Annotated in this window: 20 protein-coding genes; 15 read left to right on the plus strand and 5 right to left on the minus strand. The window is 59.9% G+C overall.

Translation table 11 applies throughout. The features are described 5' to 3' along the window. Positions 1–16: 16 nt before the first annotated feature. Entirely contained in the window at positions 17–1300 is a 1284-nt protein-coding gene (gene eno, locus ACJ8J1_RS07445; protein WP_033643073.1) for a phosphopyruvate hydratase, read from the plus strand. Here the strand turns inward: eno and ACJ8J1_RS07450 are convergent. Beyond that, complete coding sequence (locus tag ACJ8J1_RS07450) at positions 1297–1704, minus strand: MerR family transcriptional regulator (RefSeq protein WP_033643072.1); 408 nt, start codon at positions 1702–1704, stop codon at positions 1297–1299. The genes eno and ACJ8J1_RS07450 overlap by 4 nt on opposite strands. Positions 1705–1774: 70 nt before the next feature. Between ACJ8J1_RS07450 and ACJ8J1_RS07455 the strand changes: the two genes are divergently transcribed. From ACJ8J1_RS07455 to ACJ8J1_RS07465, 3 genes are all read left to right on the plus strand, one after another. Continuing rightward, positions 1775–2995 (plus strand): NADH:flavin oxidoreductase/NADH oxidase family protein, encoded by a 1221-nt coding sequence (locus ACJ8J1_RS07455; RefSeq protein WP_033643071.1) that lies wholly within the window; start codon positions 1775–1777, stop codon positions 2993–2995. Between the two features lie 505 nt (positions 2996–3500). Continuing rightward, positions 3501–4883 carry a diaminobutyrate--2-oxoglutarate transaminase gene (locus ACJ8J1_RS07460; RefSeq protein ID WP_071845182.1) on the plus strand — a complete coding sequence of 461 codons (1383 nt, stop codon included), beginning with the start codon at positions 3501–3503 and terminating at the stop codon, positions 4881–4883. Positions 4884–4901: 18 nt separating this feature from the next. Beyond that, complete coding sequence (locus tag ACJ8J1_RS07465; RefSeq protein WP_033644272.1) at positions 4902–6371, plus strand: pyridoxal phosphate-dependent decarboxylase family protein; 1470 nt, start codon at positions 4902–4904, stop codon at positions 6369–6371. 77 nt (positions 6372–6448) lie between these two features. Here the strand turns inward: ACJ8J1_RS07465 and ACJ8J1_RS07470 are convergent, their stop codons facing one another. Both ACJ8J1_RS07470 and ACJ8J1_RS07475 read right to left on the minus strand, forming a co-directional pair. Further along, positions 6449–6976 (minus strand): carboxymuconolactone decarboxylase family protein, encoded by a 528-nt coding sequence (locus ACJ8J1_RS07470; protein ID WP_033643069.1) that lies wholly within the window; start codon positions 6974–6976, stop codon positions 6449–6451. Positions 6977–6979: 3 nt separating this feature from the next. Beyond that, complete coding sequence (locus tag ACJ8J1_RS07475) at positions 6980–7768, minus strand: cyclase family protein (RefSeq protein ID WP_033643068.1); 789 nt, start codon at positions 7766–7768, stop codon at positions 6980–6982. A 126-nt stretch (positions 7769–7894) separates the two neighbouring features. Between ACJ8J1_RS07475 and ACJ8J1_RS07480 the strand changes: the two genes are divergently transcribed. Together ACJ8J1_RS07480 and ACJ8J1_RS07485 are read left to right on the plus strand one after the other, a co-directional pair. After that, positions 7895–8701: an AraC family transcriptional regulator gene (locus ACJ8J1_RS07480; protein ID WP_050594417.1), complete on the plus strand. Its 807-nt coding sequence runs from the start codon at positions 7895–7897 to the stop codon at positions 8699–8701. A gap of 68 nt (positions 8702–8769) precedes the next feature. Continuing rightward, on the plus strand, positions 8770–9675 hold the full coding sequence (locus ACJ8J1_RS07485; protein ID WP_033643066.1) for a LysR family transcriptional regulator: 906 nt from the start codon (positions 8770–8772) through the stop codon (positions 9673–9675). A gap of 37 nt (positions 9676–9712) precedes the next feature. On the opposite strand, the gene ACJ8J1_RS07490 is transcribed toward ACJ8J1_RS07485, so the two are convergent. After that, complete coding sequence (locus tag ACJ8J1_RS07490; protein ID WP_033643065.1) at positions 9713–10354, minus strand: TetR family transcriptional regulator; 642 nt, start codon at positions 10352–10354, stop codon at positions 9713–9715. Positions 10355–10447: 93 nt separating this feature from the next. Here ACJ8J1_RS07490 and ACJ8J1_RS07495 point away from each other — a divergent pair, with 93 nt between their 5' ends. The 9 genes from ACJ8J1_RS07495 (at position 10448) to ACJ8J1_RS07535 (ending at position 20475) form a co-directional block, all read left to right on the plus strand. Beyond that, complete coding sequence (locus ACJ8J1_RS07495; RefSeq protein ID WP_033643064.1) at positions 10448–11110, plus strand: O-methyltransferase; 663 nt, start codon at positions 10448–10450, stop codon at positions 11108–11110. An 81-nt stretch (positions 11111–11191) separates the two neighbouring features. After that, complete coding sequence (locus ACJ8J1_RS07500; RefSeq protein ID WP_033643062.1) at positions 11192–12241, plus strand: dipeptidase; 1050 nt, start codon at positions 11192–11194, stop codon at positions 12239–12241. 117 nt (positions 12242–12358) lie between these two features. After that, positions 12359–12436 (plus strand): pyrroloquinoline quinone precursor peptide PqqA, encoded by a 78-nt coding sequence (pqqA, locus tag ACJ8J1_RS07505; protein ID WP_004937827.1) that lies wholly within the window; start codon positions 12359–12361, stop codon positions 12434–12436. 58 nt (positions 12437–12494) lie between these two features. Beyond that, the gene (pqqB, locus tag ACJ8J1_RS07510; RefSeq protein WP_033643061.1) at positions 12495–13406 is read left to right on the plus strand and encodes a pyrroloquinoline quinone biosynthesis protein PqqB; all 912 of its coding nucleotides are present in this window, start codon (positions 12495–12497) and stop codon (positions 13404–13406) included. A gap of 9 nt (positions 13407–13415) precedes the next feature. Further along, entirely contained in the window at positions 13416–14171 is a 756-nt protein-coding gene (gene pqqC / locus ACJ8J1_RS07515; protein ID WP_033643060.1) for a pyrroloquinoline-quinone synthase PqqC, read from the plus strand. Further along, positions 14171–14449 carry a pyrroloquinoline quinone biosynthesis peptide chaperone PqqD gene (pqqD, locus tag ACJ8J1_RS07520; RefSeq protein ID WP_033643059.1) on the plus strand — a complete coding sequence of 93 codons (279 nt, stop codon included), beginning with the start codon at positions 14171–14173 and terminating at the stop codon, positions 14447–14449. Before pqqC ends, pqqD begins: the two co-directional genes overlap by 1 nt. Further along, a complete protein-coding gene (pqqE, locus tag ACJ8J1_RS07525) occupies positions 14442–15578 on the plus strand; it encodes a pyrroloquinoline quinone biosynthesis protein PqqE (protein WP_033643058.1) in 1137 nt (378 codons plus the stop codon). Before pqqD ends, pqqE begins: the two co-directional genes overlap by 8 nt. Before the next feature lie 2 nt (positions 15579–15580). Then, complete coding sequence (gene pqqF / locus ACJ8J1_RS07530; protein ID WP_033643056.1) at positions 15581–17890, plus strand: pyrroloquinoline quinone biosynthesis protein PqqF; 2310 nt, start codon at positions 15581–15583, stop codon at positions 17888–17890. A gap of 149 nt (positions 17891–18039) precedes the next feature. Then, the gene (locus tag ACJ8J1_RS07535; RefSeq protein ID WP_033643055.1) at positions 18040–20475 is read left to right on the plus strand and encodes a glucose/quinate/shikimate family membrane-bound PQQ-dependent dehydrogenase; all 2436 of its coding nucleotides are present in this window, start codon (positions 18040–18042) and stop codon (positions 20473–20475) included. 444 nt (positions 20476–20919) lie between these two features. Here the strand turns inward: ACJ8J1_RS07535 and ACJ8J1_RS07540 are convergent, their stop codons facing one another. Beyond that, complete coding sequence (locus tag ACJ8J1_RS07540; protein WP_233788444.1) at positions 20920–23850, minus strand: autotransporter domain-containing protein; 2931 nt, start codon at positions 23848–23850, stop codon at positions 20920–20922. Between the last annotated feature and the right edge of the window lie 930 nt (positions 23851–24780).

Consider the following 24780-nt stretch of genomic DNA (forward strand, 5'->3'; position numbering starts at 1 on the left):
AATGAGGTGATCATCCATGAGCTATGAAATTGAAAACGTAACCGCCAGAGAGATTCTGGATTCGCGCGGCAACCCCACCGTCGAAGTTGAAATGACTGCGGCGGGCGTCGTGGCACGGGCTTCGGTTCCCTCCGGCGCCAGCACCGGTTCACGCGAGGCGGTGGAACACCGCGACGGCGATCCGCACCGTTACGGCGGCAGAGGCGTACTGGAGGCGGTGCAAAGCGTCAAAACGGCGATCAATGAAGCGCTGCGCGGGGTAGATGTACGCCAACAAGGGGAGATTGACCGCCGGTTGATCGCACTGGACGGCAGCGAGAACAAGAGCCGATTGGGGGCCAACGCCCTGCTTGGCGTTTCTCTGGCCGCCGCCCGCCTCGCGGCGCAATTGTCGCAGCTGCCGCTGTATCGTTATCTGGGCGGTCTCGGCGCCAACCTGCTGCCGGTGCCCTGCATGAATATCATCAACGGCGGCGTGCATGCCCGCTGGCAAGGTGCGGACTTTCAGGAATTTATGATAGCGCCGCTGGGCGCGCCGTCGCTGCGCGAGGCCGTGCGCTGGGGCAGTGAAGTTTATCAGGCGCTGCGCCAAATTCTGTTGGAGAAAGGCCTGTCGGTCGGCGTTGGCGACGAAGGCGGTTTTGCGCCGGCGGTTGCCTCGAACCGGCAACCGCTGGAGCTGATCGTGCAGGCGATAGAGAAAGCCGGTTATCAACCGGGAGACGATATCGCCATTTGCATGGACCCGGCCTCGAGTGAATTCTATGCCAACGGCAAATACCGCCTGCGCAGCGAAAACGCTGAACTGGATGCCGAACAGATGACGGCCTATTACCAGCGGCTGGTGCAAGATTTTCCCATCGTGTTGATTGAAGACGGTTTGGCCGAGGACGACTGGGCGGGCTGGCGCATTCTCAGCGACGCCCTGGGCGATCAGGTGGAACTGGTCGGTGACGATCTGTTCGTCACCAACGTGAAATACATCCAGCGCGGGATTGATGAAAGATTGGCCAATGCGGCGCTGATCAAGCTGAACCAGATTGGCACGCTGAGCGAAACTTTCGCCGCCGTGCAGCTTTGCCAGGCAAATGGCTGGGGCGCCTTTATCTCACACCGCAGCGGCGAAACCGTCGACAGCTTTATCGCCGATATGACGGTTGCGATGCGAGCTGGCCATGTGAAAACCGGCGCGCCGTGCCGCGGCGAGCGGATCGAAAAATACAATCAGCTGATGCGCATCGAAGACCAATTGGGCAGCGCGGCGGTATATGCCGGGCGCGCCGCCTTTAAACACCGTTAATCTTTGCAGGCCGGCCACGCACCGGCCTGTTTTTCATTTTTTGCGCGGCATAATCCCGCCACGCCGGATTCCAACAGAATGCGCCGCGTCGCCATCAACGTCTCACGCTGCTCGTTCAGCGTCGCCATCATCCGTTCGATTTCCGCCAGCCGGCTGTCGACGCCTTGCATCAACCCATCCTGATAGGCGCTGCCCTGCAGCGCCAATACCCCGCGGATCGCCTGCAGCGAGAACCCCAGATTCTGGCCGATTTGGATCAGGTGCAGCCGCTCCAGCGCGCTTTCGCTATACACCCGATATCCGTTAACGCCGCGCACCGCTTTGGGCAGCAGACCCTGCTGTTCGTAGTAACGTATCGCCGAGGCGGCCATGCCGGCGCGCTCCGCCAACTCTCCGATTTTCATGCCCTATTGACCTTAAAGTTAACTTTAAACCTAGTATAGCGCCATTCCCCCTGCGACAGGAACGTACCCGATGTTTACCCCGCTTATTCTGCCCAACGGCAGCCGCTTACCCAACCGTTTGGCCAAAGCCGCGTTGGAAGAAAATCTGGCCGATGAAGGCCAACTGCCCGGCCCCGCGCTATGGCGTCTGTATCGCCACTGGGGTATCGGCGGCGCCGGCCTCATCATCACCGGCAACGTGATGATCGACGGACGCGCCATGACCGGCCCCGGCGGCGTGGTGCTGGAACAGGATACGCCGCTCGAGGCGTTCAAAACCTGGGCGGCGGCCTCGCGCCAGGAAGGCGCGCAGGTATGGATGCAGCTCAGCCACCCGGGCCGTCAGGTGATCGCCAACATGGGCGGCAACGCCTGGGCGCCCTCCGCCATCCCGATGGCGATGGGCAAGTACAGCAAGGCGTTCGCACAGCCGGAGGCCATGAGTGAAACGCAGATTGCCGAGGTGATCGCCCGCTTCGCCGCCAGCGCGCACGCCGCCGAAAAGGCCGGGTTTACCGGCGTGCAGATCCATGCGGCGCACGGCTACCTGATCTCCCAGTTTTTGTCGCCGTTGGCCAACCAGCGCAGCGATCGTTGGGGGGGCGAACTGGCGAATCGCGCCCGTCTGCTGCTGGAGGTGGTGCGCGCGGTGCGCCAGCGTGTCTCGCCAGACTTTTGCGTGGCGGTGAAGCTCAATTCAGCCGATTTTCAGCGCGGCGGCTTTTCGCCGGACGAGGCCCGACAGGTATTGTTGATGCTCAACGAACTGCCGGTCGATCTGGTGGAGTTGTCGGGCGGGAGTTATGAAAGCCCGGCGATGCAGGGGGAAGCCGCAGACGACAGCACCCTGGCGCGCGAAGCCTATTTTCTGACCTTCGCCCGCGATCTCGCCGCAGTAGCGCGCATGCCGGTGATGACCACCGGCGGCATCGCCCGCCCGTCGGTGGCGCAACGGGTGCTGAACAGCGGCGTCGCGGTGGTCGGCATCGCCACCGCCATGGCGGAAATTCCCGATCTGCCGCGCCGCTGGCAAACCGGCGAAGCCCCTCATGCGCTGCCCGAACCGGTAAAATGGCGCGACAAAACGCTGACGCTGCTCGCCCGCATGGCGCTGATCAAGCGCCGCATGCACGCCCTGAGCCGCGATCGGACGCGCAACGTGCGTTACTCCCCGCTGTGGTCGCTGCTCATCGATCGGTGGCGCACCCGCCGCACTCTGCGGCGCTATCATGCCTGGTTACGGCAACGTTAATGACCGCGGCGCTGGCAGACACGCCGGCGCCGCACAAAAATCCCGCTGTTTTGATCGCGCTACGTAAAATCTGCAAGAAATCACCACTCTGGATACTGCGCTTTTAACGCTCGGCTGCTTATATTCATCACAAATTTTGTGTATATAACCGCTATAGGACTTAAGGTGGTGAATAGATGAAAATAAGCCGCTATTTTCTATTTATGTTATTAATCGGAAATTCACCTTAATAATAAATGCATTAAAGAAGCAGCCAAAGGAAAGCAGAAAAGGATTTTTACGCAATGTTAAAGAAATGTTGTTTTTTGCCGGTAAAACCAACGGTCAACAAATCAACAACATATTGATGAGCCTAAGAAAAAACTAAACAATTCAAAACAAAATCGGCTATTGAGTCCCAGGCGAAAAAGCCATATATTGGTCGCGCTTTTCACAAGGCAGTTACTTTTCTAATTCATTAATTCAATCGTTGCGTCTTGAGACCTTCGGTTGTAGGAGAGATATGATGACGGATAAAGTCCGTATTGATACTTTAGTTGCAAACTCATTAAACGGAAACAATGAAACCTATTTGGCGCGTCAAGCCGAATTTGAGTCGAATGTTAGGAGTTATCCGCGCAAATTGCCGTTGGCAATTGCGAAAGCCCAGGGCGTTTGGATCACTGATGTTGAGAATAATCAATATCTTGATTGCCTGGCCGGGGCGGGAACGTTGGCTCTTGGACATAATCACCCCGACGTCCTGCAAAGCATCCAAAATGTCATTACCAGCGGCTTGCCGTTACATACTCTCGATCTCACGACCCCGTTGAAAGATCGTTTCTCCGACTACCTGCTCTCTCTGTTGCCGGGCGAAGGCAAAGGGTACTGCCTGCAGTTCTGCGGCCCGTCCGGCGCCGATGCGGTGGAAGCCGCGCTGAAGCTGGCGAAAAAACACACCGGCCGTTCCGGCGTGATCAGCTTCTCCGGCGGCTACCACGGCATGACCCACGGCGCGCTGTCGGTCACCGGCAACCTGTCGCCGAAAGCGGCCATCAACGGCATGATGCCGGAAGTGCAATTCATGCCTTATCCGCATGAATACCGCTGCCCGCTGGGCATCGGCGGCGAAGCCGGCGTCAAGGCGCTGACCTACTACTTCGATAATTTGATCAACGACGTGGAAAGCGGCGTGCGTAAACCGGCGGCGGTGATCCTGGAAGCCGTTCAGGGCGAAGGCGGGGTTAACCCGGCCCCGGCCGAGTGGCTGCAGCGCATTCGCAAAGTGACGCAGGAACACGGCATTCTGCTGATCATCGACGAAGTTCAGGCCGGTTTCGCCCGTACGGGCAAGCTGTTCGCCTTCGAACACGCCGGCATCGAGCCGGACATCATCGTGATGTCGAAAGCGGTCGGCGGCGGCTTGCCGCTCGCGGTGCTGGGCATCAAAAAAGAGTTCGATGCCTGGGAACCGGGCCACCACACCGGCACCTTCCGCGGCAACCAGCTGGCGATGGCCACCGGGCTGACCACCCTGCAGTACCTGAAGGAGCATAAGGTCGCCGACAAAGTGGCCGCTCAGGGCGAATGGCTCAAAGGCAAGCTGGCCGAGCTGCAGAAACGTTATCCGGTGATTGGGCACGTCCGCGGTCTGGGCCTGATGATCGGCATCGAGATCGTCAAGCCGAACGAAGCGCAGGATCACATGGGCTGCTACCCGGCCGATGGCGAGCTGTCCGCGCTGCTGCAGAAAAAATGCTTCGAATCCGGCTTGATCCTGGAGCGCGGCGGGCGCAATGGCTGTGTGCTGCGCCTGTTGCCTTCCCTGCTGATCACCAATGATGAGCTGGGTATTTTCCTGGATAAATTTGAGCAGGCGCTGTTGGCCGCCGGCGTCAAGCCAGTCTGATTGGAGCGAATGACCGCGATGTCCAAGTTAAACCCGATTCTGGCTTCCTCGGCGCACAGCGCCGAGGCTTACCGCCAGGCGATCGCACAGAGCAGTGAAGCCGTCGTGCAGTGGCTGCAACAGCCCGAGATGTATCAGGGCAAAAGCGTTGCCGAACTGCGCGAGCGCATCCAGCTCGACTTTACCCCGCAAGGCCTGGGCAACCAGGCGGCGATCGAGCGCGCCATCGAGTACTTTTTGAAAGACAGCCTGTCGGTGCACCACCCGCAGTGCGTGGCGCACCTGCACTGCCCGAGCCTGGTGATTAGCCAGGCCGCTGAAGTGCTGATCAACGCCACCAACCAGAGCATGGACTCCTGGGATCAGAGCCCGTCGGCCACGCTGATCGAAATGAAGCTGATCGAGTGGCTGCGCGCCCAGGTCGGTTACCAGCCCGGCGACGCCGGGGTGTTCACTAGCGGCGGCACCCAGAGCAACCTGATGGGGCTGATGCTGGCGCGCGATGCATTCTTCGCGCGTCAGGGCCACTCCGTGCAACAGGACGGTCTGGTGGGCGATCTGCGCAAGCTGAAAGTGTTCTGTTCTGAAAACGCCCACTTCTCGGTGCAGAAGAACATGGCGCTGATGGGCCTCGGCTACCAGTCCGTCACGCTGGTGAAAACCGATCGCTTCGCCCGCATGGACGTGAACGATCTGGCGGAAAAACTGGCGCAGGCCAAGGCTAACGGCGAGCAGGTGATGGCGATCGTCGCCACCGCCGGCACCACCGATGCCGGCGCGATCGACCCGCTGCGCGATATCGCGCGGCTGGCGGCGGAGCAGAAAATTTGGGTGCACGTGGATGCGGCCTGGGGCGGCGCGCTGCTGCTCTCCGAGCAGTACCGCGACTACCTGGACGGCCTGGAGCTGGTGGACTCCATCACCCTGGACTTCCATAAGCAGTTCTTCCAGACCATCAGCTGCGGCGCCTTCCTGCTGAAAGACGAGCGCCACTACGAGCTGATGCGCTATCAGGCGGCCTACCTGAACTCCGAATTCGACGAAGCGCAAGGCGTGCCGAACCTGGTCTCCAAATCGCTGCAGACCACCCGCCGCTTCGATGCATTGAAGCTGTGGATGGGGCTGGAAGCGCTGGGGCAGAAGCAGTATGCCGAGATCATCGATCATGGCGTCTCGCTGGCGCAACAGGTGGCGCGTTACATCGCCGATCAGGAATCGCTGGAACTGGTGATGCAGCCGCAGCTGGCCAGCGTGCTGTTCCGCTACCGTCCGGCGCCGCTGGCGGCGAAAGGCGACGCGGCCGTCGCGCTGTTCAACCAGCGCATCGGTGACGCCTTGCTGGAGTCGGGCCGCGCCAACGTCGGCGTGACCGAGTTCGATGGCGTAACCTGCCTGAAGATGACGCTGCTGAACCCGATCGTAACGCTGGAAGACATCAAGCTGCTGCTGGCGCTGGTCGAGAAAACCGCGCAGCAGCTGCCGGCGTAACCCTCCGCCACTGCGCATTAAAAGCCGATAACCCCCAGGTTATCGGCTTTTTTATTGCGCTCACGCCATGCACGCACTCAATCCGTAGACATGTTTTCCCACGACGTTGCTTGCTCGTCCAGCTCGATTTCCAGAGTTTCCAAAAAACGCGCCGTCATCATGTAGTGCCCAATAATTAATGACAGCTCAGCAAGTTGAACCTCATCATAGTAATGTCTGACCGCGTTAAATGTTTCGGCAGAAACCTTCACCCGCTTCACACATTCATCGACAAAATGCAAGATGGCCGTCCCTCTGGCATCGACGCCAACTCCCTGCTCTATTTTCTTGATATCGTCATCGTGCCACCCTGCAAGGATCGCCAGCGGATAGTGTTGCATACGCTCATAAGCGCTGTGGCTTAACGCGCCAACCCTTAATATGATCATTTCCCGATCTTTATCACACAGTCGCCCGGCCGGAAAAGAAGCTCCAAGGGAAAGATATCCCTGCGCCGAGCGACTGGTTTTCAACAGACCCAGCGTAAGATTGGCGGGAAAACGGGCATATTGTTGCTGTTGCTCAGCCGTTAATTCACGCACTGCCGGCAGTTTTATTCTGGCCATCGCTTATTCTCCCGCTTGAGCTTCGATAATTGCAATCGGGCGCGCCCATCCGGCGGAAGCCTGATAAACCTTGACTGGCAGACTGATCACGCTAAATCCGCAGGGCGGCAGCAATTCAAGATTGCACAGCTTTTCAATCTGACAATAAGGATATTTACTGCCGGCATAGTGCCCTTCCCAAATAAGCGAAATATCGCCGCTTTGTTCAAATTTGGTGCGCGTATGGCTGAATGGCGCGTCCCAGCTCCAGGCATCGGTGCCAACCACTCTGACGCCGCGTTCAGTAAGATACAACGTCGCCTCACGGCCCATGCCGCAACCGCGATGAATGAAATCTTCACTACCGTAACGCCCACCGGCCGCCGTATTGACCAGAACAATATCGCCGACGGCGAGCGGATGATCTATTCTTGCTAATTCACTCTCAATATCACGCGCAGTGACCACATAACCGTCGGGAAAATGCCGAAAATCCAATTTGACGCCAGGGCCGATACACCATTCCAGCGGTATTTCATCAATGGTTTTTGACGCAGAGCCGTCGTCCATATGCGAATGGTAGTGATACGGGGCGTCCATATGCGTCCCCGCGTGGGTGCTCATGCGGACGAACTCCACCGCCCAACCCTCCTGGCGTGGCAGCGCCAGGGGATCAAGACCGGGAAAGGATTCCGCCAGTTGCAACGCTCCGTGCTTGTTATCAACATACTCGATTTCCGGCAGAAAACTTTCCGGATCGGAGGCGATCCCGCTCATCAGCGGCACCGAAAGATCAATGATTTTACCGTACATATTGTTACCTTTATCCAGGGGATGACCTGCCCAGAATAAGTTTTCCCCAAAGAATAGAAATGCCGATTATCAGACAACTTATTGTTATAATAGGAAGGCGCAGCCATGAGCGGACAGGAATGAGCGATGAAATCATCAGAATTGACCGGCGAAGCCCCAATATCGATTTGGTTCAGAAATAAATTCTGGCCGGCAGGAACGCATTTCCCTTTACAGGCGTTGCCCTGGGGTAAACTGATGTATTCCATGAAGGGGTTGGTGGAAATAAAAATTGAGAACAATATTTATTTATCCACACCGGAATATGCCATTTGGCTCCCCGTTAATACCGAGCATGAATCCGTCGCAAAGAGTGCAATTAACTATGTCATTCTTCATGTCAGTCCCTCGCTATGCCAATCTTTACCGAGCAAACCGCAAACCCTACGGCTGAATAAGGTCGCCAAAGCGGTGTTGGCCGATTTTTCAGAAAGGCACATTGGCTATCCGCAAACGTCTCAGGACCAGACGTTGGTAACCGCGTTGCTTGAGCAGCTGGCGCTGTCGGAGCGTTTTGACAGCTATCTGCCGCTCGGCAGCGACGACGTTATCAAGATCATGACGGAAAAGATGAGCGCCGCCTCGCACCATCTCAACACGCTGGCACAATGGTCGGGCATGCTGGGCTTGAGTGAGCGTACGCTGTCGCGGCGATTTCTCGCCGCTACCGGCATCTCTTTCAATGAATGGAAGCTGAGAAGCAAAACCCTCATGGCGATGAGGCTGTTGCAGGAAGGGAAAGCCGTCAAATATGTCGCCTCTACCCTGGGGTATAACGATCCTTCCGCCTTTATCGCCATGTTCAGACGACAAACGGGCCAGTCTCCCTCCGGTTTTTTAGCGGTAAGTCATGGCACATCGAAAACAGGCTCAGGCATAATGCATGGCGACTGATGCAGCATTAGCACGCACAAACTGCATCGAACGCCTTCCCCCTATTCAGCACGACAGGATGCGCACGCATGACAGACCCTGATTTCAACCTGCTGATCGCGCTCGACGCGCTGCTGACGGCGGGCAGCGTTGCCGGCGCGGCGCGACGTCTCGGTTTAAGCGCCTCGGCGATGAGCCGTACCCTCAGCCGACTGCGCACGGCGACCGGCGATCCCCTGCTGGTGCGTGCCGGCCGTCATATGGTGCTGACGCCCTACGCCGAAACGCTGCGCGAGCGGGCGCGGCACGCGGCGTTCGAAGCGCACGCCGTGTTGCGTCCGGCGCAGGGGACATTGGATCCCGCCGCGCTGGATCGTACCTTCACGCTGCGCGCCAACGACGGCTTTGTCGAGGCCTTCGGCCCGGTGCTGATCGCCGCCGCCGCCGAACAGGCCCCGCGAGTGCGGCTGCGCTTTGCGCCCAAGCCGGAGAAAAACGACCGCCCCCTGCGTGAAGGTCTGGTCGATCTGGAGATAGGCGTACTGGGTGACATGGGCCCGGAAATCCGCCTGCAGGCGCTGTTTCGCGATCGCTTCGTTGGCGTGATGAGAACCACGCATCCGCTGGCGCAACAGCCGGAGATCGGCGCCGCCGACTACGCCGCCTGCGGCCACGTGGTGGCCTCGCGCAGCGGGCGCATCCTCGGGCCGGTAGATGCCGCGCTGGCGGAGCTGGGGCTGACGCGCCAGATTGCCGCCGTGGTGCCGAGCTTCCCGGCCGCGCTGGCGGTGGCGCAGGCCTCGAACCTGCTGGCGCTGTTGCCCGCCTCCTTCCTGCAGGCCCAACCGGCCGACGGCCCGCTGCGCGTCTTCGAGCTGCCGGTGAAAACGCCGCCCATTACCGTCTCGCAAATGTGGCACCCGCGCCTGGACGCCGAGGCGGATCACCGTTGGCTGCGGCAGCTGGTGCTGGCCGTTTGTCGCCAACGGGTATAGGCACTGCGCGCAGTGGGTGACAATGTCACAAAGAACCTTACCGCGCCACACGCCCGTTTAAATCGGCTAAATACGCGCAGAACATGTCCGCCATCGCATCGGCATAAGACGCGATCTCGGTATCGGTTCGCGGCGTTTCGGAGAATTGCTTGCCCGCCGCCCCCAACGTGCCGACGATCAGATCGCCCGCCAACCGACGAGTGAACGGCGGCACATCAGGCAACGCTTCGCACATGAAAACCTGCACGATACCCTTGCCGGTCGCCTTCACCGCCTGTGCCTCCGGCGCATCTCGGTAAAGCGGCGCCGCATCATTCAACGCTACGCGCATCTGCGCTTCTTCACATTCCGAACGGATAAATGCCTGCGCCAGCAACCGCAGGCGCTCGTACGGCGTTTTCTCGCGGTCGGCCAAAATACGGCTCAGCATATCGGTGGTCTGTCGCCATTCGTCGCTCTGCAAACGAAACAGGATTGCCGCCTTGTTGGGGAAATACTGATAAAGCGACCCGACGCTGACGCCGGCACGTTCAGCCACTCTGGCGGTAGTGAAACGTGCCGCCCCCTCCTGCGCCAAAACCTGAATAGCAGCGGTCAGAATGGCGGAAACCAGTTCGGCAGATCGCGCCTGTTGTGGTTGTTTTCTCGAGGAAATTTGCTTACTGCGGCGTTCAGTCATAGCGGACGGCCAATGCGAATAGAGGAATACGAATAGTTCGTCATATTATAGCGGCATGCGCTAACGCGCTCCATTTACGACAGGAAATTAGCCATGAGTACCCTGACCACTGCCCCCTTAGCGCCGCTGCTAAGCCGCCTGTTTCAACAGGCATCCCGCCGCTCGCCGGCGCTTGCCGCCCTGTTCCGCGACGTGCCGGACGCAGAGCAAAGCCGGCTGATGCAGAGCAAAACCGAGTATCGCGAACTCTACCACCGCCTGAAGGATTTCCCGCTGGCCGTGTCGCCGGCAACCGGCGCATTGCTGTATATGTTGGCGCGCGGTTGCCGGGCGCAAAACATCGTCGAATTCGGCACGTCGTTCGGCATTTCTACTCTGCACCTGGCCGCCGCACTGCGCGATAATGGCGGCGGCCGATTGATTACCTGCGAGTTTGAACCGAGCAAAGCGGTGCAGGCGCGCAACAACCTGACTGAAGGCGGCGTCGTCGATCTGGTGGAGATCCGCGTCGGCGACGCCCTGGAAACGCTGCGCGACGATCTGCCGGCCACGGTCGATCTGCTGTTGCTCGACGGCGCCAAGGGACTTTACCCCGATATACTCGACCTGCTTGAGAACCGTCTGCGGCCCGGCGCGCTGATCGTCGCCGATAACGCCGATGACAGCCCGGATTACCTGGCGCGGGTTCGCGCTCCAGCGTCGGGCTATCTCTCCACGCCGTTCGCGGATGACGTCGAGCTGTCGATTCGGCTTTAAAATCCCCATTGAGCGAGGGTTGTTCCCCCTCGCGCGATGGGAGAACATAGCGTTCACGATGCCTGACTCAGTGAAGCGCCCATGACACTTCCCCCTCTCTGGCCCGTGTTCGACGGCCATAACGACCTGCTGCTCAACCTGTGGCTGCAGCATGACGACGATCCGGCCACCGCCTTCTATTCCCGCGTCACGCCGGGCCACCTCGATTTCGCCCGCATGCGGCGCGGCGGATTTTTCGGCGGGCTGTTCGCGGTATTTATTCCCCCGGTCAGCTATATCGCCCAGATGCGCCACCAAACGCAGGACGAGGCGCAGGCCACCTTCGATCCGCTGGCGATCGCCGAACGGCAAATCGCCATCCTGCAGCAGCTGGAGCAGGCTTCTCAGGGGCAACTGCGCATCTGTCGCACCGCCACCGAGATAGAACAGTGTCGTCTCAACCGACAAATCGCCGCGGTGCTGCATATTGAAGGCGCCGGCATGATCGATGCGGAGCTGACGCAGCTGGCGGCCTTCTACCGGCTGGGCGTGCGCAGCATCGGGCCCTTCTGGAATCTGCCGAACGCCTTCGGCACCGGCGTCAGCGGGCCGTTCCCCGGATCACCCGATACCGGCCCCGGCCTGACGCCGGCCGGTGAAGCGCTGATCCGCGCCTGCAACCAGCGCCGCATCATGATTGACGTCTCGCACATGAACGAGAAAACCTTCTGGCAAACCGCCGCGTTGAGCACCGCACCGCTGGTCGCCACCCATTCCAATGCCCACGCCCTCTGCCCGCAGCCGCGCAACCTGACCGACGCGCAGCTGGACGCTATCGCCCAGAGCGACGGTATGGTCGGCGTCAATTTCGGCACCGCCTTCCTGCGGGCTGACGGAAAACGTGACAGTGCAACGACCGGCTTAACAGAAATTGTTAAACACGTTGAGTATTTGATCGCTAAACTTGGTGAAGATCGCGTGGGATTTGGCTCTGATTTTGACGGGGTTAACGTACCGCAACCGTTGGAGGACGCCGCAGGCCTGCCGCGCCTGACGCAAGCGCTCAAGCAGGCGGGGTTTGACGACCGGCTGCTGGAGAAGCTGACCTGGCGCAACTGGCTGAACGTGCTCTCCGCCACCTGGGGTGAATAACCCGGTTACGCTTTAACGGTTGCGATCTCCGTCACATTTCGTCAACATTGAGCCAGCCGAATGCGAATTTTTCTCATTGGCTTCGAACTATCACGATGCATGCAAAGGAGCACCGCTATGACTACCTGGACCAAACCTGAGTTTGTTGACCTGCGTCTGGGGCTGGAAGTGACGCTGTACATTTCCAACCGTTAATCGCCTGTCTGCCCGCCTTTCGCGCGGGCATTTCTTTCCTTCTTTTTCTGGTTCAGACATGCAGATAAAAGTTCTCGGCTCGGCAGCGGGCGGCGGCTTTCCCCAGTGGAATTGCAACTGCGACAACTGCCGGGGCGTTCGCAGCCACAGCATCAACGCCACGCGCCGCACGCAGTCTTCCATCGCCGTCAGCGACGACGGTAAAAACTGGGTGCTGTGCAACGTTTCCCCGGACATTTGCCATCAGCTGCTGGCCTCGCCCGAATTGAACAATCCCGACGTGCTGCGCGGCACCGGCATCGGCGCGATCGTGCTGACCGACAGCCAGATCGATCACAGCGCGGGCTTGCTCAATTTGCGTGAGGGCTGCCCGCATCAGGTCTGGTGCACCCCCGAAGTGCACGACGATCTCAGCACCGGTTTCCCTGTGTTTCCCATGCTCTCTCACTGGAACGGCGGGTTAATCCATCACCCTGTGACGCCCGGCGAACCGTTCCACACGGCGGTCTGCCCAAACGTGCGCTTCACCGCCATTCCGCTGCTCAGCAACGCGCCGCCCTATTCGCCGTACCGCGATCGCCCGCTGCCGGGCCACAACGTGGCGCTGTTTATCGAAGATACCGCGCGCGGGGTCGGTCTGCTGTACGCGCCGGGCCTGGGTGAGCCGGACGAGGCTTTGATGCCCTGGCTGCGCCGGGCGGATTGCCTGCTGATCGACGGCACGCTCTGGCGCGACAACGAGCTAGCCAACGCCGGCGTGGGGCGCAATACCGGCAAAGACATGGGGCACCTGGCACTGGCGGAAGAGCACGGGCTGGCGGCCCTGCTCAGCACCTTGCCCGCCAAACGCAAGATCTTGATCCACATTAACAATACCAACCCGATCCTCAATGAAGACTCCGCGGAACGGCAGAGCCTGAGCGCCGCCGGCATCGAAGTGAGCTGGGACGGCATGAATATCGAACTGTAGGGAATCGCCATGACGCAACCACTCCCCCTGACTCCGCAGGCATTTGAAGCGGCGCTGCGCGCCAAAGGCGCTTATTATCATATCCACCACCCGTATCACATCGCGATGCACAACGGCGAAGCGACCCGTGAGCAGATCCAGGGCTGGGTGGCCAACCGTTTCTACTATCAGACCAGCATTCCGATCAAGGATGCGGCGATCATGGCCAACTGCCCGCAGCCGGAAACCCGTCGCAAATGGGTGCAGCGCATTCTGGATCACGACGGTTACGGCGGCAGCGAAGGCGGCATCGAGGCCTGGCTGCGCCTCGGCGAGGCGGTTGGGCTGCAGCGCGACGCCCTGCTATCCGAGCAACTGGTGCTGCCCGGCGTGCGTTTCGCGGTGGATGCCTACGTCAACTTCGCGCGCCGCGCCTGTTGGCAGGAAGCGGCCTGCAGCTCGCTGACCGAATTGTTTGCGCCGCAGATCCACCAGTCGCGCCTCGACAGCTGGCCGCAGCACTACCCGTGGATTGACGCCGCCGGCTACGGCTATTTCCGCAGTCGCCTCGGCCAGGCTAACCGCGACGTGGAGCACGGGCTGGCGCTGGCGCTGGACTATTGCGATACCGTTGAAAAACAGCAGCGCATGCTGGAAATCCTGCAGTTCAAGCTGGATATTTTGTGGAGCATGCTGGACGCCATGAGCATGGCCTATACCCTGAACCGCCCGCCTTACCACAGCGTGACCGCCGCGCGGGTCTGGCACAATCAGAGGCTGGTGTAATGACACTGAATCCTGAACACACCCCCGTCTTCCGCCGCGGCTACCGCCTGCAATGGGAGCAGGTGCAAAACAGCCACGTGATCCTCTACCCGGAAGGCATGGCCAAACTGAACGACAGCGCCGCCGCCATCCTGCAGCTGGTTGACGGCAACACCACGCTGAACGGCATCATCGCGCAGCTGAACGCCCGCTTCCCCGGTGCCGAGGGGCTGGCGGACGACGTGCTGGCGTTTTTCCAGCGCGCCTACGAACAAAAATGGGTGACCTTCCGTGACTGAGCCACGCGCGCCGGCGGTAAATCCGCCGCTCTGGCTGCTGGCGGAGCTGACCTATCGCTGCCCGCTGCAGTGCCCCTATTGCTCCAACCCGCTCGACTTTGCCGCGCAGGAAAAAGAGCTGACGACCGAGCAATGGATCGCGGTGTTTCGCCAGGCGCGGGCGATGGGCAGCGTACAGCTCGGTTTCTCCGGCGGCGAGCCGTTGGTGCGTAAAGACCTGCCCGAGCTGATCGCCGCCGCGCGCGATCTCGGGTTTTACACCAACCTGATCACCTCCGGCATCGGCCTGACCGAGAAAAAGCTGCAGACCTTCGCCGACGCCGGGCTGGATCATATTCAGATCAGTTTTCAGGCCAGCGACGAAACGCTGAACGCCGCGCTGGCGGGCTCCGCCAAGGCGTTTCAGCAGAAGCTGGCGATGGCCAAGGCGGTCAAGGCGCTCGGCTATCCGATGGTGCTTAACTTCGTCTTGCATCGCCATAATATCGGCCAGATCGACCGCATCATCGAACTGGCGATCCAGCTGGATGCCGACGACGTCGAGCTGGCGACCTGCCAGTTCTACGGCTGGGCGCACCTGAACCGTGAAGGCCTGCTGCCGACCCGCGAACAGATCGCCGATGCTGAAGCCGTGGTGAAACGCTATCGCGAGCGCATGGCTGCCGACGGCAAGCTGGCCAACCTGCTGTTCGTCACGCCGGATTACTATGAGGAACGCCCCAAAGGCTGCATGGGCGGTTGGGGGGCTATTTTCATGAGCGTGACGCCGGAAGGCATGGCGTTACCCTGTCACAGCGCCCGCCAGTTGCCGATCGCCTTTCCGTCGGTGCTGGAGCACGATCTGCAGCATATCTGGTATCACTCCTTCGGCTTTAACCGCTATCGCGGCTATGACTGGATGCCTGAGCCCTGCCGTTCCTGTTCGGAGAAAGAGAAAGACTACGGCGGCTGCCGCTGCCAGGCGTTCATGCTGACCGGCGACGCCGACAACGCCGATCCGGTGTGCGGCAAGTCGCCGCACCATGGCACCATTCTGGCGGCGCGTGAAGCGGCGAATCGCTCGCAGATCGGCATCGATCAGCTGCGTTTTCGCAATCAGACCAACTCCCGATTGATCTTCAAGGGCTGACGATGACACTCGCCGCCTCGTGGCAGCTCGATAACGGTTTGGCCGTCAGGGCGATTAGCACCCCTGACGCCGAGGCCGCCGCCGCGCTGGTGCGCATCGAGGCGGGCAGCTTTCAGGCGCCTGCCGCCTGGCCGGGCCTGGCGCATCTGCTGGAGCATATGCTGTTTCGCGGCAGCGTGAACTTTAACGCGCAGGATGGGCTGATGGGCTGGACGCCGGCGGTCGGCGGCCGGTTAAACGCCACGACCCAGGCCACGCAAACCGCGTTTTTCTTTGAGGTGGGCGCCGAACAGCTGGCGGAGGGGTTGGCCAGGCTGATCGATATGCTCGCCGTCCCACAGCTGGCGGCTGAGGCAATCGCCCAGGAGATCGAGGTCATCGACGCCGAATATCGCCTGCTGCGCGCCGACGTTGAAACCCGCTGCGAAGCGGCGCAGCGGCAGATGTTCAGCGGCATTGACGCGTTGCACCGCTTTCATATCGGCAGCCGCGCCGCTTTCGGCAGCGATATTCCCGCGTTGCAGCGGGTGCTGCGGCAGTTTCACCACCACTATTACCGCGCGCCGAACATCACGCTGTGGCTGCAAGGCCCGCAATCGCTCGAGCAGTTGCATGCGCTGGCGCAGCGCTACGGCGGCGCCTTGCCGCCGGGCAGCATCGCGCCGCCCGAGGCATTGCCGCCGCTGGCCGCCGGGCAAGATTACACGCTGTCTCTCCCCGGCGCGCCGCAGCTGCGGTTGGTGTTTGCCCTGCCGCACTCCCGTTCACGCGGCTGGCTGCGGCGGCTGGAGCGTTTATTGCTGGACGAAGCCCCTGGCGGGCTGCTGGCACGGCTGCGCGCTCACGCGTGGGCCGACGCCGTTAGGCTGGATTACGCCCGCTGCGCTGAAAACAGCGCCCTGCTGAGTTTTATTTTTACCGTCAATCACGGCTCGGCGTCTGAAGCCGCCCACATCGAAAGCGCCTTGCTGGCCTGGTTGCAGGCGCTTATCGCGCTGACACCGGCTCAGCTTGCGCATTTCGGGCAACTGGCAAACCGCGATTTCCACCGTTTGGCGCCGCTCGATCAGTTGCGCGCCAGAGCATTTGGGCTGCCGCCGGTGGAGCCGAACGACGATTGGCCACGGCATATTTCGGCGCTGATTAGCGCGCCGCATCGCCGTCTGGCCATGCTGCCTGAGGGAGGCGGTGAAACGCGTGAAATTCAAGGGCTGCCGTTGGCGCTCGCGCCCTTCGTCCGCACCGTGCCGACGCCCACAATAGATCCTTTCCGCTTTTTCTCCACCTCGGCGGCGCTGCCGATCCCGCCCCTGCCGGCCGGCCAGGCGCCGCTGCGGCATCTGCACCCCGACGAAGCGCAGCCGGTGCTGCTGCTGCGCCCATCGCCGCATGGCGCTCTCAGCGAAGAACAGGCCTGTGGTTTGCAGGCGGCATTGCGCCCTGGAGCGGCCGAGTTAGCCCATCGGGAGGGACATTTAAGCTTCGAGCGCCACCAGGGCGTGTGGTTGTTACAGCTGGCGGGCAGCGCAGCGCTGATCTGCCACGGTCTGAACGTCGTGAATCGAGCCCTGGCGGCGCTGCCGCCGGCCGTCATCAACGAGGCGGCGAGAAACCTGCGCCACGCGCAGCTCAAAGCGCAAAACGATATCGCCATTCGCCGCCTGTTAGCCCAATTGCCGGCGGCGTTGAGCGTATCAACGGCAACGGCCCCACTCTGGCATGCCACCCTGGTCGGCGGCGACGGCGAGTTAAAACGGCGGCTGTCGCATTTGCTGTATGACTTTCCTTTTCCCATAACCGACGAGGCTCAGCGGCCGGCGCCTCTGCATCACCACCCCGTCACCCTGACGGAAAGCGGCGCAGAACACGCCTTGCTGCAATTTTACCCGCTGCCGAACGACGAAGCCGAAGGGCGTTGGGCGCTGCGCGTGCTGGCCCGGCTTTACGCGCCGCGTTACTTCCAGCAGTTGCGCGTCGAGCGCAACGTGGGTTACGTGGTGCAATGCGCCTTTCATCGCAGCGCCGATGCCGAAGGCCTGCTGTTTGCACTGCAATCCCCGACGTTCGCCGTTGCGCAGCTGCGGCAGTTAACCGACGAATTCTTGCTGCAGATGCGCCATGAACTGGCGCACCTCGGCGCCGGCGAACTGGCGCTGGCGCAACAGGCGCTGCGGCAAAGCGTGCAGCGCCTCAGCGCCGAGCCGTTGCAACGCGCCCGGGAAATCGCCCTGGAAAATCGCCACCGGGTGGCGCAGGTTGCCTCTCTGCCTGCCGCGCAGCTCGTACACTGGCAGAAACGGATATTCCTCTAAGCCAAACCGAGGTTGTGCCGATAACGTCGGCTTTTCCCTCATAAATGCAGTTACATATCCTTAACAAGCGCACCTCCATCAATGTTACAATAGTCGCCAATAACGACCTTTTCACCTTTAAGAATCAGTATGTTATTGGAGATTATTCAATGTCAGATGCCAATGCACGTTCGGGCATAAAACTTACGCTGTGGTGTTGCCTGTTGGGCATCATCCTGGCCGCCACCGGCCTGTTCTTCACCGTCGCCGGCGGCAAACTGCTCTCGCTGGGCGGCAGCGCCTACTTCCTGATTGCCGGCCTCGTCATCCTGCTGTCGGCCATTCAGTTTTTCCGCCGCAAGTCCTCAGCGGTTTGGCTGTTCCTGGCGGTGTTCATCAGCACCGTCATTTGGGCGCCGTTGGACGCCGGTTTTGATTTTTGGCCGTTGATTTCCCGCCTGATGGTGCCGACCGGCCTGATGCTGCTGGCCTTCCTCACCTGGCCGGCGCTGCGCAAGCGCGAAGGCAAAGCGCCGTTGGCCAAGCCGGCTTACCTGCTCTCCGCCTTGCTGGCGGTCGGCATGGTCGGCGCCTTTGTCCAAATGTTCCAGCCGCATCCCACCGTTGCCTTCAGCGGCCAGCCGCTGCCGCTGATCCCGGTTGATAAAGCGCAACAGCAGAAAGATTGGGATAACTACGGCAATACGCCGGGCGGCAGCCGTTTCGTCGCGCTGGATCAGATCACCCGCGATAACGTGCGGGAGCTGAAAGTCGCCTGGACGTTCCATACGGGTGACATCCCTATCAGCCCTGATGGCAACGGCGCGGAAGATCAGCAAACGCCGCTGCAGATCGGCAACCGCATTTTCCTGTGCACGCCGCATAACAATGTGATCGCCGTCGACGCCGACAGCGGCAAAGAAATTTGGCGGCGAGAAGTCAACGCCAAGTCGCAGGTATGGAACCGCTGTCGCGGCCTGGCCTACTTCGACGTCAACAAGCCGTTGCCCGCGCCGAGCGTGCCGGGTTCAACCCCCGCCGCGCCCGTCGCGCTGGCGGCCGGTGACAGCTGCCAACGACGCATATTGATGAACACCATCGACGCGCGCCTGATGGCGATTAACGCCGACAACGGCGAATTCTGCCAACACTTCGGCAACCAGGGCGTGGTGGACCTGAAGGCCGGTCTGGGCGACGCCGCCGATCCTAAATATCAACTGACGTCAGCGCCGACGCTGGCCGGCACCACCGTGGTGGTCGGCGGGCGCGTTGCCGATAACGTGCAAACCGATATGCCCGGCGGCGTGCTGCGCGGCTTCAACGTGATCACCGGCGAAATGCGCTGGGCGTTTGACCCGGGCAATCCGCAGCCGAACGCTGCCCTGAAACCGGATCAACACTTCGTGCGCAGCACCCCGAACTCCTGGGCGCCGATGTCGTACGATCCGGCGATGAACACGGTCTTCCTGCCGATGGGCAGCTCCTCCGTCGATCTGTGGGGCGCCAACCGCAACGCGCTGGATCACCGATACGGCGCCTCGGTGCTGGCGCTCGACGCGACCACCGGCAAAGAGAAATGGGTCTATCAGACCGTGCATAACGATCTGTGGGACTTCGATCTGCCGATGCAGCCCAGCCTGCTCGACTTCCCGATGCAGGACGGCACCACCCGCCCTGCGTTGGTTATCGGCACCAAAAGCGGGCAGATCTTCGTGCTGGATCGCCATACCGGCAAACCGCTGACCGAAGTGAAGGAACTGCCGGTGAAGACCCGCACCATTCCGGGCGAGCAATATTCCGCCACGCAGCCGTTCTCCGTCGGCATGCCGCAGATTGGCGCGCAGAAGCTCAGCGAGTCCGACATGTGGGGCGCTACGCCATTCGATCAATTGATGTGCCGCATCAGCTTTAAATCGATGCGTTATGACGGCCTGTTCACCGCGCCGGACACCGACGTTTCCCTCAGCTTCCCCGGCTCGCTGGGCGGCATGAACTGGGGCGGTCTCTCTACCGATCCGAACAACCGTTATATTTTCGCCAACGATATGCGTCTGGGTCTGTGGGTGCAGATGATCCCGCAGAAAGCCGACGCAGGCGCGCCGGCCGGCAACGGCGGTGAAGCCGTGAATACCGGCATGGGCGCGGTCCCGCTCAAAGGCACGCCGTATGCCGTCAATAAGAATCGCTTCATGTCGCCGCTGGGCATTCCTTGCCAAAAACCGCCGTTCGGCACCCTCTCCGCCATCGATTTGCAGACGCGCAAAGTGGTGTGGCAGGTTCCGGTAGGAACGGTGCAGGATACCGGGCCGTTCGGCATCAAAATGCGCGCGCAGATGCCGGTCGGCATGCCGACGCTGGGCGGCACGCTGGCGACTCAAGGCGGCCTGGTGTTTATCGCCGGTACGCAGGATTATTATCTGCGCGCCTTTGATTCGTCCACCGGGCAAGAGCTGTGGAAAGCGCGCTTGCCGGTCGGCAGCGGCGGCACGCCGATGAGTTACGTCTCGCCGACCACCGGTAAGCAGTATGTCGTCATTTCCGCCGGCGGCGCACGTCAGTCGCCGGATCGCGGTGATTACGTCATCGCCTACGCGCTGGATAAATAATCGCCGGAACGCCGGTTAAATAAAGCGGCGCACCGCGCTCAATGGGCATTTAGAGGGAGACGTTGCATGACGTCTCCTTTTTTTTGGGTTTATTGCCTGAACAGCAGAATATTAACCATCCGTTTCATTTTCATCCCTTTTCTTCTATTTCTCTTACGGCGATACAGCGCGCGCCACCGGCGCCGGTGATACTCACAGGCAATTGATATGTATAAGGTAAAAAATAATAAAATGAAGAGAAATTCCATGTTTCGGCCTAAATCCTTTTAGTCATTTCAGATGATTATCATCAATTTTTCTAACCAAAAGAATTAGAAACATCCTGTTCTAACGCGCCTTTATCCTGTGAAGACACCGCCGCCCGGCCTGTCGCTTCCGCGCGCCCCATAAAAAACCCCCATCGTTGCGATGGGGGCTGAGTAGCGTGAAACGGATCAACGGCTATCAGAAGCGCCAGGTCAGACCGGCATTGACGCTGTTGTCCTGATGGTTGGACGACAATTGCCCGCCGTAACCGAGGGACAACACGGCGTTTTTGTTAACCCAAACATCGACGCCCGCCTTCAGAACCGCCCCGTCACGGGAAACGGGGACGCTGTTCACGTCGAACGCCGCATCGCTGCGTTTGAACATCAGCTGTGTTTTACGCTCCAGCTTGCCGTACTGATGTTGCCAACCCAGCTCGCCGCGCAGCGCGATCGCCACGCTGTCGGTCTGCCATTGCGTATCGGCGCGCAGGCCCAGCGTCGAAGCGGTGGCGGACTGACTTTGCTTATCGCCGCGCAGCGCCGCCGCTCCGCCTTGCTCGTTGATCCCCTCGTTGCGATAGTGGGTGTACGCCAGGTTGGCGAACGGCTCAAGATTGACCACGTCGTTGCTCCAATCGTAACCGCTTTCGATAAACAGCTGACCGGTGCGCGCGTTATAGCGGGCCTTTTCGCGATCCGCCTGCGCGCCGTAGTTTACCGAGCGTGACGTGTCGATGCGATGCCAGGTATAGGTGCCGCCCGCTCGCAGCGCCAACGCGCCGAAACGTTTGTCGCCGTACAGCCCCAGATGGTAGTTGTCGCTGTGAGCATCTGACTGATAGCCGCCATCCAGCGACGTGCGGGTATACCCGGTCATCACGCCCAGCCGGCCGTCGTCAAACAGTTCACTATCCAGACCCAACAGCACGCCATAGGTGGATGTCTGGTAACCGGTGGCGTTGTCGTTGCCGGAAGCATGCCCCCAGTTGCCCAGCAGTTTCGCCCAGGCGCCATTATCATCCGCTTTGATATCGGAAGCGGTGCGGCGGCCTTCAGCCTGGCGCAATCGCTCGGTGGCGGTATCGCGCAAATTACGGCTTTCGTTGATCTGGGCGGAAGCCATATCCGCGTGGATCTGGCCGGACAGTTGACGGGTCGCCTGCTGCAATTCTCTGGCCGAAGTGAAGCCGAGGAAGCTTTCATAAACCGGATGGCCGGCCACGGGGCTCGTCGCTTCGGTAACGGCTGTCGCCTCGCCTTCAACGCCCTGCAGTGCGGTTAGCGCTTCAGCGGTAGGCGCCGCGACGCTGCGTTTGGCCGTTTCCGTGACCGGTTCCGTGGCGTTGAGCGTTTCCACCGCCCGGGCGACCGCTTTCTCGTTTTCGGTGCTGGCCAGGCTGTCAAAACGGGCGGCGGTGCGCGTGATCCCAAGGCCGACGTCATTGCCCTGATAGTCCAGCGTCACGTTGACAAACGGATACGAAGGATTGGCGTTTTCGAAGCGGCCGGTCACGCCATCCGTCGTCGTCAGGATGGTGTATTTATTGCCCAGCAGGCTTTGCGCCTCATTTTGCGACAGCAGGTTTTTGCTGTGCTCCAGGCTGACGTTCACACTGCCGCCGTAGAGGAAAGCGCGCCGCGCTTCGATTTTATCGCTGCGGCCATTGTCTGCGACCTCCACGTTATACTGCGAGCCGCGATCAAACACGGCGTCATGCAACACGTGCAGCGTACCGATGCCATTTCCCGGCGTCACGCTGCCGCCCCGAACCGCTCTGAACGCCCCCACCGTGCCGTCGCCGGCCAGCGTGCCGCTATTTTCGATATAGACATTGGACGCCACCGAACCGTTGATCGCCAGTACGCCCTGTTTCACCCAGGTGTCACCGCTGTAAGTATTATTGCCTAACAGCGCCAGCGTACCGGCGCCCGTTTTGGTCAACCCGCCGTGGCCGCGGATGTCATTGCTCCACGAATCGAAGTCGCATTCGCCCGACGTGCAACGCCGCTCAACCGGGGTTCCGGCTTCGACGATATTCCCCAGACCGGGGATATTCACCACGAACTGTTTTTCACTGTAGGAACCCGGCACATAGAATTCCTGCGGAATATCCTCTTGGGTGATAAACATCTTCGGCCCGTTGATCGCATCGCGTAAATTGACGCGGCCCCAGCCGAATAAATGATCAATGCCGGCCTCGCCTAAATCGGTGGCGGTGGTTTTGATGACCGCGGATATTTGAGCGGCGCTCATATAAGGGAAGCGCTGCATCAATACGGCGGCAAATCCGGTGACGTGCGGCGCCGCCATTGAGGTGCCCGACATATTTCCGTAATCGGGTTTAACCGTCAGCTCGCCTTTATTATAGGCTTCGCGGTTCACCGCCCCGCCGGTATTGGAAACCAGCTCCCCTACGCTGCTGTAAATACTGCTGCCCGGCGCTGACACGCAAAAACTGGCCGTATGTCCGCAGCTGGTTGAGGAAACGCTTAACTTATCGTTATTACTCAGATTGGTCACGATCAGATAATTGTTTAATACCTCAGGGAAAGCATAGGGAAGTGACTTTTGCGCCTCAGGAATATTGTAGTTATTGTAATTGCCTGCCGAGAAAACGATCAGTTTGCCATGCTTGGCGGCGCGCAGCAGCGTCGCCATGGCGCTGTGCCCGCCGGTGGGCACGGGTTGCTCGCTGCCCCATTCCAGGTTGGACTTATTGCGCATCACTTCATTGATGACGTCGGTTTTCACCCACGCCACATAGTCAGGCCGCCCGTTCGGCAGCCAAATGGTGTTGCCATTGGCATCCTTTCTGACCGCCGGTGGGATCCCCCAGCTGTTATTGATAACCCGGGCTGGGCTCTGGATCAGTTCTTCGCGGCCGTTGCGGTTGCCGAAGTCGTTCAACTTGGCGCCGATAATGTCCGCGTCGTAGGCGACGCCATGCATACCGGAGCCGTCTCTTTTGGCGGCTGCAATACCGGCGACATGCGTGCCATGCGTGCCGAATGACATATTATCTTGTTTATCATACGAGAAATTATAGCTGCCGTTATCCAGCCGCGTCAGTTTACCGGCGAATTCCGGATGAGAGAGAATGGCATCATCAATAACGCCAATCGTCACGCCCTTTCCGGTATAGCCTCTGGCATAGGCGAACTCGGCGGAAATAGCCTCAAGCCCCCATTGGCGATTAAACTCTGCGTTTTTCCAACTGTCGGGCGAACCTAATTGTCCTGGTTCCCGATAAGCGGCAAGAGATGAATGAAGAGACAAGCCATAACAACCCAGAAACACGCAATACGCTAACTTCAATTTTTTATTAAGTATCATTTTACGCTCCATGTTTATTTATACCCAGAAGAAAACTGACGTTTTAACCGCGCTGAAACCTCCTATGATCGTGAAACGACAGATAACGCATGCCTGCCCGACGCGGGCCGCATAAAACAGGCTGAGTGATAAAAATTCGGGCGTGCGGACATGAAGATGTCACCACGCCATACGCTTAGGGCGTAGAAGTGCAGACAGGTGGCGAATGTACGTTTGCCGGCGATAAACCCGGCGCCGTTATACCGGCACGGCTCGGCCATCCGGCCGAAGCGCGAGAATCAGGCTGTGGGTGCATCTCGCTTAATTATCCAGTTTTGTTAATGATTTTCATTCGCGAGGCTATCTTATACGTAAGTAAAGTGTCAACAGATGAAACAAAACATTTCTTGATTTGCATCATAACTTTCACCGCAAACGTCGGCGACAGGTGCGTCGGCCACCGCTGAACCGGGCATAACATGGCGCTTTTTACCGCCCGGCATGCGGATTTTGTCAGTCATGATGCATAAGAGAGGCGGTATGACGAGTGAAAGAGCAGCAGAAAGACTGAACATTTCCTCAAAAAGAAACATCAGGTTTGATTACTTTTTTGCGGTTATTAAACCGCCTGGTCGGAGCACTTATTTTTCGATGCAATATAAGAGGGGCTTATAAATAACAGGAGTATTCCTAATGCGTTCTTGCGTAATCTATTTCATGCTACCAGGCCGATTTTTAGCCGCG

The organism is Serratia sp. CY37869 (genome assembly GCF_052168895.1).
Taxonomy (GTDB): Bacteria; Pseudomonadota; Gammaproteobacteria; order Enterobacterales; family Enterobacteriaceae; genus Serratia; species Serratia ureilytica.

Bases quoted from the DNA above. Each gene is read 5' to 3' on its own strand.
- eno (WP_033643073.1), top strand. From the start codon at position 17: ATGAGCTATGAAATTGAAAACGTAACCGCCAGAGAGATTCTGGATTCG.
- ACJ8J1_RS07450 (WP_033643072.1), bottom strand. From the start codon at position 1,704: ATGAAAATCGGAGAGTTGGCGGAGCGCGCCGGCATGGCCGCCTCGGCG.
- ACJ8J1_RS07455 (WP_033643071.1), top strand. From the start codon at position 1,775: ATGTTTACCCCGCTTATTCTGCCCAACGGCAGCCGCTTACCCAACCGT.
- ACJ8J1_RS07460 (WP_071845182.1), top strand. From the start codon at position 3,501: ATGACGGATAAAGTCCGTATTGATACTTTAGTTGCAAACTCATTAAAC.
- ACJ8J1_RS07465 (WP_033644272.1), top strand. From the start codon at position 4,902: ATGTCCAAGTTAAACCCGATTCTGGCTTCCTCGGCGCACAGCGCCGAG.
- ACJ8J1_RS07470 (WP_033643069.1), bottom strand. From the start codon at position 6,976: ATGGCCAGAATAAAACTGCCGGCAGTGCGTGAATTAACGGCTGAGCAA.
- ACJ8J1_RS07475 (WP_033643068.1), bottom strand. From the start codon at position 7,768: ATGTACGGTAAAATCATTGATCTTTCGGTGCCGCTGATGAGCGGGATC.
- ACJ8J1_RS07480 (WP_050594417.1), top strand. From the start codon at position 7,895: ATGAAATCATCAGAATTGACCGGCGAAGCCCCAATATCGATTTGGTTC.
- ACJ8J1_RS07485 (WP_033643066.1), top strand. From the start codon at position 8,770: ATGACAGACCCTGATTTCAACCTGCTGATCGCGCTCGACGCGCTGCTG.
- ACJ8J1_RS07490 (WP_033643065.1), bottom strand. From the start codon at position 10,354: ATGACTGAACGCCGCAGTAAGCAAATTTCCTCGAGAAAACAACCACAA.
- ACJ8J1_RS07495 (WP_033643064.1), top strand. From the start codon at position 10,448: ATGAGTACCCTGACCACTGCCCCCTTAGCGCCGCTGCTAAGCCGCCTG.
- ACJ8J1_RS07500 (WP_033643062.1), top strand. From the start codon at position 11,192: ATGACACTTCCCCCTCTCTGGCCCGTGTTCGACGGCCATAACGACCTG.
- pqqA (WP_004937827.1), top strand. From the start codon at position 12,359: ATGACTACCTGGACCAAACCTGAGTTTGTTGACCTGCGTCTGGGGCTG.
- pqqB (WP_033643061.1), top strand. From the start codon at position 12,495: ATGCAGATAAAAGTTCTCGGCTCGGCAGCGGGCGGCGGCTTTCCCCAG.
- pqqC (WP_033643060.1), top strand. From the start codon at position 13,416: ATGACGCAACCACTCCCCCTGACTCCGCAGGCATTTGAAGCGGCGCTG.
- pqqD (WP_033643059.1), top strand. From the start codon at position 14,171: ATGACACTGAATCCTGAACACACCCCCGTCTTCCGCCGCGGCTACCGC.
- pqqF (WP_033643056.1), top strand. From the start codon at position 15,581: ATGACACTCGCCGCCTCGTGGCAGCTCGATAACGGTTTGGCCGTCAGG.
- ACJ8J1_RS07535 (WP_033643055.1), top strand. From the start codon at position 18,040: ATGTCAGATGCCAATGCACGTTCGGGCATAAAACTTACGCTGTGGTGT.